The organism is Geodermatophilus sp. SYSU D00758 (genome assembly GCF_054049955.1).
This window is the reverse complement of sequence record NZ_JBJGYK010000003.1, coordinates 64,175-77,469: the sequence shown is the minus strand read 5'-3', so window position 1 is coordinate 77,469 and position 13,295 is coordinate 64,175. Positions and strand designations below refer to the sequence as shown.

Annotated in this window: 10 protein-coding genes; 3 read left to right on the top strand and 7 right to left on the bottom strand. The window is 77.0% G+C overall.

All coding sequences use genetic code 11. The features are described 5' to 3' along the window. Positions 1 to 56: 56 nt before the first annotated feature. Positions 57 to 434, top strand: a complete 378-nt coding sequence (locus tag ACI8AC_RS03400) for a hypothetical protein (RefSeq protein WP_456895191.1) — start codon at positions 57 to 59, stop codon at positions 432 to 434. A gap of 47 nt (positions 435 to 481) precedes the next feature. Here the strand turns inward: ACI8AC_RS03400 and ACI8AC_RS03395 are convergent, their stop codons facing one another. Both ACI8AC_RS03395 and ACI8AC_RS03390 read right to left on the bottom strand, forming a co-directional pair. Then, the gene (locus ACI8AC_RS03395; RefSeq protein ID WP_456895189.1) at positions 482 to 1,408 is read right to left on the bottom strand and encodes a MazG family protein; all 927 of its coding nucleotides are present in this window, start codon (positions 1,406 to 1,408) and stop codon (positions 482 to 484) included. 4 nt (positions 1,409 to 1,412) lie between these two features. Further along, positions 1,413 to 2,405 (bottom strand): peptidylprolyl isomerase, encoded by a 993-nt coding sequence (locus tag ACI8AC_RS03390; protein ID WP_456895187.1) that lies wholly within the window; start codon positions 2,403 to 2,405, stop codon positions 1,413 to 1,415. A gap of 125 nt (positions 2,406 to 2,530) precedes the next feature. Between ACI8AC_RS03390 and ACI8AC_RS03385 the strand changes: the two genes are divergently transcribed. Together ACI8AC_RS03385 and ACI8AC_RS03380 are read left to right on the top strand one after the other, a co-directional pair. After that, on the top strand, positions 2,531 to 3,199 hold the full coding sequence (locus tag ACI8AC_RS03385) for a 4'-phosphopantetheinyl transferase family protein (protein WP_456895185.1): 669 nt from the start codon (positions 2,531 to 2,533) through the stop codon (positions 3,197 to 3,199). Between the two features lie 56 nt (positions 3,200 to 3,255). After that, on the top strand, positions 3,256 to 6,189 hold the full coding sequence (locus tag ACI8AC_RS03380; RefSeq protein ID WP_456895183.1) for an acetoacetate--CoA ligase: 2,934 nt from the start codon (positions 3,256 to 3,258) through the stop codon (positions 6,187 to 6,189). 56 nt (positions 6,190 to 6,245) lie between these two features. Here ACI8AC_RS03380 and mfd read toward each other — a convergent pair whose 3' ends face one another. The 5 genes from mfd to ACI8AC_RS03355 form a co-directional block, all read right to left on the bottom strand. Beyond that, positions 6,246 to 9,776, bottom strand: a complete 3,531-nt coding sequence (gene mfd / locus ACI8AC_RS03375) for a transcription-repair coupling factor (protein ID WP_456895182.1) — start codon at positions 9,774 to 9,776, stop codon at positions 6,246 to 6,248. A 122-nt stretch (positions 9,777 to 9,898) separates the two neighbouring features. Continuing rightward, on the bottom strand, positions 9,899 to 10,840 hold the full coding sequence (locus tag ACI8AC_RS03370; RefSeq protein ID WP_456895181.1) for a glycoside hydrolase family 16 protein: 942 nt from the start codon (positions 10,838 to 10,840) through the stop codon (positions 9,899 to 9,901). Positions 10,841 to 10,945: 105 nt separating this feature from the next. Further along, positions 10,946 to 12,055: an acyltransferase family protein gene (locus ACI8AC_RS03365; protein WP_456895179.1), complete on the bottom strand. Its 1,110-nt coding sequence runs from the start codon at positions 12,053 to 12,055 to the stop codon at positions 10,946 to 10,948. A gap of 4 nt (positions 12,056 to 12,059) precedes the next feature. Then, the gene (locus tag ACI8AC_RS03360) at positions 12,060 to 12,818 is read right to left on the bottom strand and encodes a polysaccharide deacetylase family protein (protein ID WP_456895177.1); all 759 of its coding nucleotides are present in this window, start codon (positions 12,816 to 12,818) and stop codon (positions 12,060 to 12,062) included. Then, the gene (locus tag ACI8AC_RS03355) at positions 12,815 to 13,276 is read right to left on the bottom strand and encodes an adenylyltransferase/cytidyltransferase family protein (protein ID WP_456895175.1); all 462 of its coding nucleotides are present in this window, start codon (positions 13,274 to 13,276) and stop codon (positions 12,815 to 12,817) included. The genes ACI8AC_RS03360 and ACI8AC_RS03355 overlap by 4 nt, the downstream gene beginning before the upstream one ends. Between the last annotated feature and the right edge of the window lie 19 nt (positions 13,277 to 13,295).

Below are 13,295 nucleotides of genomic sequence, written 5' to 3'. Positions count from 1 at the left end.
GCCGGGGCCCGCCCGCCGCCGGGCCCGGTGCCGGGTGGCCGGGCTACGGTGCCGCGGTGGTCACGCTCGCCGCGGTGGTCGCCACCGCCCTGCTCGTCGCCCTGGCGGCGCTGCAGGTCGCGCTGGCCGCGGGCGCGCCGCTCGGCCGTCTCGCGTGGGGCGGCCACCACCGCGTCCTGCCCACCCGGCTGCGGATCGGCAGCGCCGTGTCGGTCCTGCTGTACGCGCTGTTCGCCTGGCTGGTGTGGCGGGCCGCCGCGATCGCCGCCCGGCCCGGCGAGGAGCCCGCCGGCGTGGCGATCTGGGCGCTCACCGTCTACTTCGCCGTCGGCGTGGTCGCCAACGCACTGTCCCGGAGCCGCCCCGAGCGGGCGGTGATGACGCCGGTGGCCGCGGTGCTCGCCGTCTGCTGCCTGGTCGTCGCGCTCGGCTGAGCCGGGTCGTCGCGCTCGGCTGAGCCCGGCGCGCCTGGGCCGCGCGGTCAGTCCGCCGCGCGCTCCAGCGCCGCGGCGTCCAGCTCGCCGGCGTACCGGCGCACCGCCTCCCGCAGCGCGTCCTCGACGTCCCAGCCGCGCCCGGCCGCCGCGCTGACCACCGCCAGGAGCCGCTCCCCCAGCTCCTCCGGGCTGCGGGCGGCGAGGTCGGCCGGCTCCGGCACCGGGAGCCCGGCCCGGCCCGCCCGCCGCACCAGGGCCGCGCCCCATGCGGCCGCGGGCTGCGAGCGGGACACCCCCTCGGTCGGCGACCGGCGCTGCTTCTCGGCCTTCTTGATCTCCTCCCAGCCGGCCTCGACCGCGGCCGTGTCAGGGCGTGGCCCCGCGCCCCCGGCGTCCCCGAACACGTGCGGGTGCCGGCGCACCAGCTTGCCGACCAGCTCCCCGGCCACGTCGTCGACGTCGAAGCGCCGGTCGGGAGCGGCCTCCGCGGCCACGCGGGCGTGGAACACCACCTGGAGCAGCACGTCGCCGAGCTCCTCGCGCATGGCGACCGGGTCGTCGTCCACGATCGCGTCGTAGGCCTCGTGCGCCTCCTCCAGGAGGTAGCCGCGCAGCGAGGAGTGGGTCTGCTCGGCGTCCCACGGGCAGCCACCCGGCGAGCGCAGCCGGTCCATCACGGCCACCACGTCGAGCAGGCCGGCGCCGGGCGGCTCGGGCGCGCCCTCGACGACCTCGGCGCCCTCGGGTCGCTCGTCGCCCACGAGGGCCACGACCGCGTCGGGCCGGGCCTCGGCGGCGGCGGCGCCGGGGAGGTCGGTCACCGCCCAGCCGGCGGCCCGCAGGGCGTCGGCCGTGGCGGCGGCGCCCGGGAGCGCCACGACCGGGCGCTCGCCGGTCAGCGCCCGCCAGCCGGCGGGGCCGAGCAGTCCGGGCAGGCGGGGGCTGACGGTGACGGCGAGGACGACGGGCACGCCGTCAGTCTCCGGCACCCGCCGCGCCGGCCCCGTCCCCGGTCCCGAGGATGTCCACGACCTCCTGGTCGGCCGGCACGACCTCCCCCTCGGAGATCGTCCCGAACCGGGGGTTCACGGTGATGTCGACGTCGGCGCGCAGGCCCTCGACGACCTCCCGGGCCGCGGCCTCGGCGGAGGAGCGCGCCGCCTCCTCGAGGTCGGGCCGGACCTCCTCGAAGGAGGGCACGACCGGCTCGCCGACGAAGACCACCAGGACGCCGCCGATGCCGGGGTCGGTCACGGTGAACGCGGTGTTGGGCGCGGCGGCCGCCACCTGGTCGGCCAGCACGCTCGGCACCTGGTCGGCCGGGCGCGGCTCGACCGCCGGCAGCGTGGTGGGGCCCGGGTACTGCGCCGCGACCGCCGGGTAGGCGCCCGGGTCGGCCTGCAGCTGGGCGACGACGGCGTCCGCCGTGGCCTGGTCGGGCACGGTGACGTACCCGAGGCTGGTCCGGGTGAGCCCGGGCAGCGCCTCCTCGTAGGCCGCCCGCAGCTCCGCCTCCGAGGTCCCCTGGACCAGCCCCTCCTCCTCGGCGATGCGCTGCCGGACCAGCTGCTGGCGCACCGTCGCCAGGACGTCCTCCCGGCTGACGCCCTGGGCCGCGGCCTGCGCGTAGAGGGCCTCGGGGTCCTGGCCCTCCAGCAGCTGCTCCAGGCGGTCGCGCACCTCGGCGTCGGTCGGCGCGACGCCGTACCGCTCGGCGACCTCCTCGTAGACCTCGGCCTCCACGAGCCGGGTGAGCACCAGGCGGGTGTACTCGTCCTCGCGGCCGGCGACCGCCTCGGCCAGGTCGGGGTCCTCCAGGCGCTGCTCGACGGCGGCGTCGAGCTCGTCGACGGTGACCGTCTCCTCGCCCACGTAGGCGGCGACCGACGGTGAGGTCCGGCAACCGGAGAGCCCGGCGAGCGCCACCAGGCCGGCGGCCAGCGATGCGGTCAGGCGTCGGGTGCGCACCAGCGGAGGGTGCCACACCGGGTGTGACCCGCGACGCAGGCGGCCCACCCCCCGGCGAGGGTGTCCCGAGGCCCGTCCCCCCGGCGGGGGATCCGGGCGGCGGGCGCCGCTGCCAGCATGCGCGCGTGACCGCCCTGCTCCCCGTGCCACCGGGCCCCGCGACCGCCGTGCCCCGGGTCGCCGTGCGCTGGGTCGACGTGCGGCTCGTGCACCTCGGCGGCGCCGCCGACCTCGCCGCCGCCGAGCGGGTGCTCGCCCCGGCCGAGCTGGCACGCGCCCGCCGGGGCACGGCCCCGGTGCACCGCCGCCGCGTCCTCCTCCGCGCCGCGCTGCGCGGCGCCGCGGCCCGGCACCTCGGCTGCCGGCCGCGGGAGGTCCCCCTCGACCGCACCCCGGCCGGCCGGCCGCACCTGCCCGGCACCGGCCTCGACGTCAGCTGCTCGGCGAGCGGGGCGGTGGGCCTGGTCGCCGTGGCCGCCGGCTGCCGCGTCGGGGTGGACGTGGAGGCGCTGGCGCCGTGGTCCGACGACGTCCTCGACGAGGGCTGGCTGGCACCGGCCGAGCAGCGGGCGCTGCGGGCGCTGACTCCGGCCGGCCGGCCGCACGCCGCCGCCCGCGCCTGGACGGTCAAGGAGGCCGTGCTCAAGGCCCGCGGGACCGGGCTGGCCGGCGGCCCGGCCTCCGTGGTCACCACCGACCCCCTCGGCGCCGGCTGGGCGCTGCAGCAGGTCCCCGTCCCCGACGGCTGGGTGGCCAGCCTCGTCACCGCACCGGAGCAGGAGCCGAAGGCATGACCCAGCAGCCCAAGCCATGACCCAGGAGCCCAAGCCATGACCCAGGAGCCCAAGGCATGACCCTCGCCCCCGCCGCCCCCGTCCCGGTGCCCGGCCGCCCGACCCCCCAGCTGGCCGATTTCCGCGCCCGCTGCGCCGAGGTGGCCGGCGTGCCGCTGGAGGCCCCCGGCGCCCTGCACGCCTGGTCGGTCGGCTCCCCGGAACCGTTCTGGCGGACGTTGCTGGGGTGGAGCGGGCTGCCCTGGTCCGGCTCGGCCGACGTGGTCCGCACCGGGGACGACGTGCGGACCGCCCGCTTCTTCCCCGGCGTCTCGCTCAACTACGCCGAGGCGCTGCTGCGGCCGCTGCCCGGCGCGGGGGACGACGCCCCGGCGCTGACCGCCGTGCACGCCGACCGCCCGGCCGAGCACCGCACCCGCGGGCAGCTGCGCGCGGAGGTCGAGGCCGCCGCCGCGGCGCTGGCCGGGGCCGGCCTGTCCGCGGGCGACCGCGTCGTCCTCGTCGCCCCGCACGCCCTGCCGGCCACCGTCGTCGCCCTGGCCGTGGCCGCGCTCGGCGCCGCCGTCGCCACGGCCGCCCCGGACATGGGGGCACCCGCGCTGCTGGGCCGGTTCGCCCAGGTGGACCCGGCGTTCCTGGTGGTCGACCGGGCCGCCGCGGGGCAGGGGACGGCGGACGCGCTGCTCGCCGGGCTGCCCACCGTGCGCCGCCTGGTGGTCCTCGACGACCTGCCGCTGCCGGCCGCGGACCTGCCGGCCGACCGGCTCGCCGACCTGGTGGCGGGCGCGGGCCCGGCTCCGGCGTGGGAGCGCCGGCCGTTCGACACCCCGCTGTTCGTGATGTTCTCCTCCGGCACCACCGGCCCGCCCAAGGCCATGGTGCACGGCGCCGGCGGCACGCTGCTCGAGCACGTGAAGGAGCACCGGCTGCACGGGGACCTCTCCCCCGCCGACACCCTGTACTTCCACACCACCACCGCCTGGATGATGTGGAACTGGCAGCTCTCCGCCCTGGCCGTCGGCGCCCACGTGGTCAGCTACGACGGCCCGGTGAGCGGCCCGGGGACGCTGTGGGAGCTGGTCGCCGGGCACGGCGTCACCGTCCTCGGCACCAGCCCGGCCTACCTGCAGCTGTGCCAGGACGCCGGCTACCGGCCCGCCGACCGGGTCGACCTCTCGCGGCTGCGCGCCGTCCTGTCCACCGGCGCGGTGCTGCACGACTGGCAGTTCGACTGGGTGGCCGCCGCGGTGGGCCCGGTCCCGCTGCAGTCGATCTCCGGCGGCACGGACATCATCGGCTGCTTCGTGCTCGGCGACCCCGAGGCGCCGGTCCGCCGCGGCCGCTGCCAGACCCGGAGCCTGGGCCTGGACGTCGCCGCGGTCGACGGGGACGGCGCCGAGGTCGTCGGCGCGGTCGGCGACCTGGTCTGCCGCAACCCGTTCCCCTCCCGCCCGCTGGGCTTCCTGCGCGACCCGGACGGCGCCCGCTTCCGGGCCGCCTACTTCAGCGAGCACCCCGGCACGTGGACCCACGGCGACCTCGTCGAGTTCGACGCCGACGGGTCGGCCCGGCTGCACGGCCGCTCCGACGGGGTGCTCAACGTCGACGGCGTCCGGATCGGCCCGAGCGAGATCTACACCGTGCTGCGCGGCCTGCCCGAGGTCGCCGACGCCATGGCGGTGGAGCAGCGCGACCCCGGGCGGCCGGGCGCGGCCCGCATGGTGCTGCTCGTGGTGCCGCGCGAGGGCGCGGCCGTCGACCGGGAGCTGGCCCGGCGGATCCGGCGCACCCTGCGCGAGCGGGCGTCGGCCGCGCACGTGCCGGCGCTGGTGGTCGGCGTCCCCGAGCTGCCGCACACGCACAACGGCAAGCGCTCGGAGCGGGCGGCGCGGGACGCCGTCAACGGCGACCCGGTGGCCAACGCGAGCGCGCTGCGCTCCCCCGGCTGCCTGGACGCCATCCGCGCCGCGGTGGCCGCGGCGACCACCGCACCGCCGGCGACCCGGACTCCCGGCGACGACGTGCTCGCCGCCGTCACCGCGCTGTTCGGGGAGCTGCTCGGCACCGCGGACGTCGGGCCGGACGACGACCTCGGCGACCTCGGCGGCACGTCGCGCCAGGTGCTGAGCCTGCTGCGCCGGGTCCGGCTGGACCTGGGCGCCGAGGTGCCCGTCGAGGTGTTCGCGCAGGCGCCGACGCCGCGCGGGCTCGCGGCCGCGGTCGAGGCGGCCGCCGGGTCCCCGGCCGAGGACGTCGTCGTCCTGCGCCCCGGCACCGGCCGGCCGGTGTGGCTGCTCCCGGACGCCTGGGGTCAGCTCAACCTGTACGCCGGTCTCGTGCAGCGGCTGGCGACCGGCCGCCCCCTGCTCGGCCTGCGGCTGCGGCTCACCGGCGCCGACGGGGTGCACCTGCCCGTCGAGGACGTCGCGGCGCAGGCCGTCGAGCGGATCCGCGGCCACCAGCCGGAGGGACCGGTCAGCCTGCTCGGCTACTCCTTCGGCGGCCTGGTCGCCTGGGCGGCGGCGACCTCGCTGGGCGAGGGCGGCGCGGAGGTGGCCTGGGTCGGGCTGCTCGACGTCCGCCCGCCGCGGGCCGCGCTCACCCCGGGGGAGCTGGCCCGGCAGCGCTGGACGGCGCGGGCGCGGGCGCTGACCTCCCGCCGGGCGCTGGCCAGGCGGCTGGGCCGGTCCACCCCGCGCCCCGCCGTCGCCGCCCCGGCCGACCCCGAGCTGGCGTTCTTCACCGGGTCGGAGGCGGTCGGGGAGTCCTTCCGCCCCGGCCGGTTCGACGGGCCGGTGACGTACTACCTGGCCGAGGGCTCGTGGGGCGCCGTCCGCGGCACGCTGCGCGCCTGGCGCCGGGTGGCCCCGGGGCTGGCGGTGGTCGACGTCCCCGGCCACCACGGCGACGTCGACGACGACCGGGTCGGCATGCTCAGCGAGCAGCACGTGGGCACGCTGGCGGCCCGGGTCTCGGCCACCCTGCGCTGAGCTGGACGCGCTCAGCGGAGTGCCACGGGCGCGGGAACCGCGCCGTGGCACTCCGCTCAGGCGGCGACGGGCTGGTCCAGGAGGGCCGTGAGCAGGGCGTGCAGGTTCTCCAGCAGGGCGACGTCGCGCAGCGGGGTCCGCCGGTCCGGGCCGACCGGGACCTTGAGCGAGATCGTGTCGACGGCGGACTTGTAGGTGGCGCCGTCGGCGAGCCGGGCCAGCCGCATCTGCTTGGACTCCGGCAGCGGCACGGGGCTGATGCGGATCGTGCGCCCCTGCATCGACACCTCGGTGATGCCGAAGCGCCGCACCGCCGCCCGGAAGCGCGCGACGGCGAGCAGGTTGAGCACCGGCGCCGGCGGGGCCCCGTAGCGGTCGGTCAGCTCGTCGAGGACCGCCTGCGCCTGCTCGTCGGACTGCACCGAGGCCACCTTGCGGTAGGCCTCCATGCGCAGCCGCTCGCCGGGCACGTAGTCGTGCGGCAGGTGCGCGTCGACCGGGAGGTCCACCCGCACCTCGACCGGCTCGGCCGGGGCCTGCTCGTCGGTCACCTGGGCGCGGTAGTCGGCGACCGCCTCGCCGACCAGCCGCACGTAGAGGTCGAACCCGACCCCGGCGATGTGCCCGGACTGCTCGCCGCCGAGGAGGTTGCCCGACCCGCGGATCTCGAGGTCCTTCATCGCCACGGCCATGCCGGCGCCGAGGTCGGTGTTGTGCGCGATCGTGGTCAGCCGGTCCACCGAGGTCTCGGTGAGCGGCCGGGTGGGGTCGTAGGTGAAGTAGGCGTAGGCCCGCTCCCGGCCACGGCCCACCCGGCCCCGGATCTGGTGCAGCTGGGAGAGGCCGAAGGTGTCGGCCCGGTCGACGATCAGGGTGTTGGCGTTCGGGATGTCCAGGCCGGACTCGACGATGGTCGTGGCGACCAGGACGTCGTACTCCTTCTCCCAGAAGCCGACCATGATCCGCTCGAGCTCGGCCTCCTTCATCTGGCCGTGCCCGACCGCCACCCGGGCCTCGGGCACGAGCGCCCGGATCTTCGCCGCCGCCTTGTCGATGGACTGCACCCGGTTGTGGATGACGAAGACCTGCCCGTCGCGCAGCAGCTCGCGGCGGACCGCCGCGGCCATCTGCTTGTCGTCCCAGGCCCCGACGTAGGTCAGCACCGGGTGCCGCTCCTCCGGCGGGGTGAGGATCGTGGACATCTCCCGGATGCCGGTCAGGCTCATCTCCAGGGTGCGCGGGATCGGGGTGGCCGACATCGACAGGACGTCGACCGCCGTCCGCACGGTCTTCAGGTACTCCTTGTGCTCGACGCCGAAGCGCTGCTCCTCGTCGACGATGACCAGCCCGAGGTCCTTGAACCGGGTGGTCGGCTGCAGCAGCCGGTGGGTGCCGACGAGGATGTCGACCTCGCCGTCGGCCAGCTCGCGCAGGATCTGCGCGGTCTCCGCGTCGGACTGGAACCGGGAGAGCACCCGCACCTTCACCGGGAACTGGGCGACCCGCTCGGAGAAGGTCTTGTAGTGCTGGTTGGCCAGCAGCGTCGTCGGCACCAGGACGGCGACCTGCTTGCCGTCCTGCACCGCCTTGAACGCCGCCCGCACCGCGATCTCGGTCTTCCCGTAGCCGACGTCGCCGCAGATGATCCGGTCCATCGGCACCGGGTTCTGCATGTCGGCCTTGACCTCGTCGATCGCCGCCAGCTGGTCGGGGGTCTCCTGGAACGGGAAGGCGTCCTCGAGCTCGCGCTGCCACACGGTGTCCGGGCCGTAGGCGTGGCCCCTGGTGGCCATCCGCGCGGAGTACAGCCGGATCAGCTCCGCGGCGATCTGCTTGACCGCCTTGCGGGCCTGCCCCTTGGTCTTCTGCCAGTCGGCGCCGCCGAGCTTGGACAGCGCGGGGGTCTCCCCGCCGACGTAGCGGGTGAGCTGGTCGAGGGCGTCGGTCGGCACGAACAGCCGGTCCGGCGGCTGGTTCCGCTTGCCCGGCGCGTACTCGACGATCAGGTAGTCGCGCTGCCCGCCGTTGACCGTGCGGCTCACCATCTCCACGTACCGGCCGATGCCGTGCTGCTCGTGGACGACGAGATCCCCGGGCTGCAGCTGCACCAGGTCGACGGCGTTGCGACGCCGCGCCGGCATCTTCACGGCGTCGCGCATCGTCGTGCCGCGCTGGCCGGTGATGTCGTGCTCGGTGAGCAGCGCCAGGCCGATCCCGGGGAAGGCGAACCCGGCCTCCAGCGTGGCCGTGGTGACGTGCACCGGGCCGGGCGCCGGCTCGTGCGCGACGTCGGGCACCAGCCGGACGCCGAGGTCGGACTCGGTGAGCCGGTCGGCCGCCCGTTGCGCCGGGCCGTGGCCCGGGAAGGTGAGGACGGTGCGCCAGCGCGACCGGTGCCAGTTGTGCAGCTGCGCCAGCACCTTCACCTGGTCGCCGTGGAAGCGCTCCACGGCGGTGGCGTCGAGGGTGACGTGGGTGTCGTCGTCCTCGGCCTGGAGCGTGAAGGCGCCGGTGGTCCACCACGGCAGGCCGCGGCCGCGCGCGGCGGCCTCCACGTCGGCGAGGTCGCGGAAGGACGACGCCCCGAGGTCCAGCGGCGCCTCGCCGGCCTCCGCGGCGTTCGCCCAGGAGGCGGCGAGGAACTCCTCGGCGGTGCGCACCAGGTCCGCGGCCCGGCCGCGCACCCGCTCGGGGTCGCAGACCAGCACGTGCGTCCCGGCCGGCACCAGGTCGGTGAGCAGCTGCAACTGCCCCTCGACGAGCGCGGGGGTCAGCGACTCCATGCCCTCCACCGCGATGCCCTCGGCCAGCTTGCCGAGCAGCTCGGCCAGGCCCGGGTGCTCCGCCGCCAGCTCGACGGCCCGCGCCCGGACGGCGTCGGTGAGCAGCAGCTCGCGGCACGGCGGCGCCCACAGCCGCTCGGGCCGCTCGTCGAGGGAGCGCTGGTCGGCCGCCGAGAAGTAGCGCAGCTCGTCGACCTCGTCGCCCCAGAACTCGACGCGCACCGGGTGCGGCTCGGTGGGCGGGAAGACGTCGAGCAGGCCCCCGCGGAGGGCGAACTCGCCGCGCTTCTCGACCAGCTCGACGCGGGTGTAGGCGGCGTCGGCCAGCGCCCGGGCGACGTCGTCCAGCTCGGCGCTGTCGCCGGCCCGCAGCTCCACCGGGACGAGGTCGCCGAGGCCGGGGGCCAGCGGCTGGAGCACGCTGCGCACCGGGGCGACGAGGACGTCGATGCCCTGCTCCCCGGGGTGGGTGAGGTCGCGCAGCACCGCCAGCCGGCGGCCGACGGTGTCCGCGCGCGGGGAGAGCCGCTCGTGGGGCAGCGTCTCCCAGGCCGGGAAGACCTCGGTGCGCCGCTCGGGCACGAAGCAGCGCAGCTGGTCGGCGACGGCGTCGGCGTCCCGCTCGCCGGCGGTGACCACCAGGACGGGGACGCCGCCGTCCCGGCCGCGCGCGAGGGCGGCCGCGACCAGCGGCTGCACCGGCGGCGGGGCGGTGACGGCCAGCTCCGCGCTGCCGGTGGCGGCCACGACGCGGGCCATCCGGGGGTCGGTGAGGACGACGTCGAGCACGCCGCGCAACGTCACTGGGGCACTCCTGGGGTCCGGGGGCCGCGCACGACCGCCTGGTGCGGTGGGGGCCGGCTCCCCAGGTTAGTCGCGCGCCACCGGTCCCGCGCCCGCCCGGCCCGGGACCGCGCCCGCCCGGCTCAGGAGGGCACCGGCCGCCACACCCGGACCCAGTCGACGAGCACCGCGCTGCCCGGCTCCGGCTGCTTGCCGGCGTACACGGCCAGGTTGAGGATCACGTAGTGCGGCAGGTCGTCGGCGCGGATGGGCACGCCCACCTCCGGCTGCGGCTGCCCGTCGAGGTGGACGGTGATCCGGCCGTTCACCCGGTACATGCCGTAGGTGTGCCAGCCCTCGCGGTAGTCGGTGCCCGCGTCGCCGTAGACCCCGCGGCTGGTCTCCCCGCGGAAGCCGATCCGCCCGGGGAAGTGGTAGACGAACGTCGGCCGGCTGTCGAGCGTGGTGTCGAAGTACTCGAAGACGTCGATCTCCGGCGGCCAGCGGTCGAGCGGGTGGGTCCAGAACGCCGGCCACAGCCCGTCGCCGGTGGGCACCCGGACCCGCGCCTCGAGGTAGTCGCCGTCCTGCAGGGCGAAGGTGCCCTCGGTGGTGATGACGCCGGACGAGTGCGTGTGGTCGACGCCCTCCACGGTCGCCGGCTCCGGCCGCACCTCCAGCACCGCGGAGCCGTCGCGCACGGAGACGTTGTCCTCGGAGTAGTAGGCGCCCTCGACCGTCGGGTTGTACGGGCCGTCGTCGTCCCCGTCGTCGTAGCGGCTGGGCCGCCAGCGGCTGCGGTCGAGGGTGTCGCCGTCGAACTCGTCGCCGAAGACCTGCACCCAGCCGGCCGGGTCGCCGGGCGGCCCGTCGGTGCGCGGGGGCTCGGTGGGGGCGGCGGTGGCGGTCGGCGCCCCGCGGCCGGCGTCCGCGTGGCGGGGGTCGTCCACGACCCGGCCGAAGGCGAGCACCAGGGCGATCCCGGCGAGCGAGGCGAGCAGGGGTGCGCCCCAGCGGCGGGCGCGGCGCAGGGGCGTCGCCGGCGGGACCGGGTCGCCCTCCACAGCGCCGTCGTCGTCTGCCACCGATCCCCTCGGTCCCGCCACCACCGGTTCTCACGCAATGTGGCAGGAGGATGACGCACGGCTCAAGTCGGGCCGTCGGTGTTCACCCGATCGGGAGCCGGCCGGTCAGGGCGCCACCGGGACCGGCGCGGCGCCGGCCACCGGCACCGGCGCGGGCGCGCTGCGCGGCCGCGCCGACCACCGGCGGCCGAGCCGGATGAACGGCGTCTCCACCAGCCGGTGCGCCAGGTCGGCGGCCAGCAGCGTGAGGGCGAGGCACCCGAGCCCGGCCCACAGCTCGTGGGCGGGCAGCCCGGCGGGGAGCGCCTTCGCGCAGGCGGTGAGGGCCAGCGGGTGGACCAGGTAGATGCCGTAGCTGCGCCGGCCGAGCCACCGCATCGCCGGGGTGCCGAGGAACCGGACCACGGCCGAGCGGCCGTGCACGAGGTGCAGCAGCAGGACGGCCACCAGCGGGCACAGCACCAGGTACACGGTGCGGTCGTCGCCCGGCAGGTTGGCGCCGAGGAGGACGGCGACGACGGCCAGCGCGGCCGCCCAGCCGGCCACCGGCCGGGCGAGCGGTCCGCGCATCCCGGCCCCGGTCCAGCCGCAGCGGCGCTCGAGGAGGGCGACCGCGGCCCCCACCAGCAGGCCGGCGTAGCCGGCGAGCCCCGGGACCGGGAGCAGGACGGCGGTGACCAGGCCCAGCGCCGCGGCGGCCGCCGTGAGCTGCAGGCGGGCGCGGCGGCCGGCCAGCAGCGCGAAGGCCACGACCGGCCAGAGGAGGTAGAACTTCTCCTCGATGCCCAGCGACCAGGCGACGCTCATCGGGCCGTCGGCGACGAACTCCCCGTTGAACGTCAGGTAGTAGGGCAGGGTCCGCGCGACCGCCGACCAGCCGCCGCCGTCCTCGCCGAGGAAGGGCAGCACCGTGTAGGCGCTCACCGCGAGCACGTACAGCGGCACGATGCGGGTGACCCGGCGGATCCAGAAGGACCGGAAGGAGAAGCCCGGCCCCGCCTCGTCGGCCAGCGACAACCGGGTGATGAGGTAACCGCTCAGGACGAAGAAGACCGCCACCCCGGCCCAGCCGACGTCGAGCGGCCAGGTCGTCAGGGCGGCGTGGTACCCGACGACGAGCAGCGCGGCGACGGCGCGGAGCCCGTCGAGCGCCGGGAGGAGGCGCCCGTGGACCCCGGGGTCCGCCGTCGGCACCGCACTCGTGACCGCGGCCACCCGCTCAGCTCCCCACCGGGGCACCGTGCATGCGCACGCGGTACCGGACGAGCTTGGCCACCAGGTGCGGCACGCCGTCGCGGGGTGCGACGTAGGCCCGCGGGAGGGTGAAGCGGTCCCCCGGCAGGTGGTCGCCGGTGACGCAGGCGTGGTCGTAGCCCGCCGCACGGGCCGCGTCGGTGGCGGCCGCGTCGAACCGGCCCCACGGGTAGCAGAACCCGGGCACCTCGTCCTGCAGCACGTCCTCGAGCACCCGGCGGCTGCCGGCCACCTCCCGCTCCAGCGTCGCCGCGTCCGCCCCGCGGAGGTCGACGTGGGAGAGGGTGTGGCTGCCGACCTCGTGCCCCGCGGCGGCCACGGCCCGGACGCCGTCGGCGTCGAGCAGGTCGAGGCGGGGGCCGTCGTCCCAGGCGTTGGTGCCCCCGAGCCGACCGGCGACGACGTAGAGCGTGCCGGCCATGCCGAACCGGGCGAGGACGGGGACGGCGTGCTCGAGGAAGTCGGCGTAGCCGTCGTCGAAGGTCAGCCCGACCAGCCCCGCCGCCCGACCCCGCTGCCGTTCCCGCAGCAGCTCGCGCAGCGGGACGCCGCGCAGGCCCAGCCGGCGCAGCGTCCGCAGGTGGCCGGCCAGGCGGTCGGGGTGCACGCGCACCCGGTGCGGGTCCGGCAGCCGCGACGGGCTGACCGAGTGGTACATCAGGACCGGCGGGATCCGCAGCCGCCGTCCGCACACGGCGCCCGCGGCAGGTGGCGCGGTGCTCACCGGCCACCGTCGCGGGGGCGGACGAGGGCGGGGGCCGGGCGCTCGTCCAGGGCCGCCAGCGCGCGGCGCAGCGCGGTGCTGGACGTGTGCACCGTGTACGGGAAGTACCGCACCTGCACGCCCACGGTGGCGAAGTCGCGCTCGAGCCGGTCCCCCTTGGGGGTGCCGCGCCAGTCGTCGCCCTTGAAGATCACGTCGAACCCGACCTCGCGCCAGGTGACCAGCTTGTCCGGGACGGTCTCGGCGTGCACCGCGTCGACGAAGCGCAGGTTGCGCACGATCTCCAGCCGCTCGGCCAGCGGGATCACCGGGAGCCGGCCCTTCGTGGCCAGCAGCACCTCGTCGGAGACCACCCCGGCGACGAGGCGGTCGCAGTGCTCCGCCGCGTGCCGGAGCAGGTTGAGGTGGCCGATGTGGAAGAGGTCGTACGCGCCGGGCGCGTAGCCGATCACTGACATGTCCTGTTTCCCCCGTGTG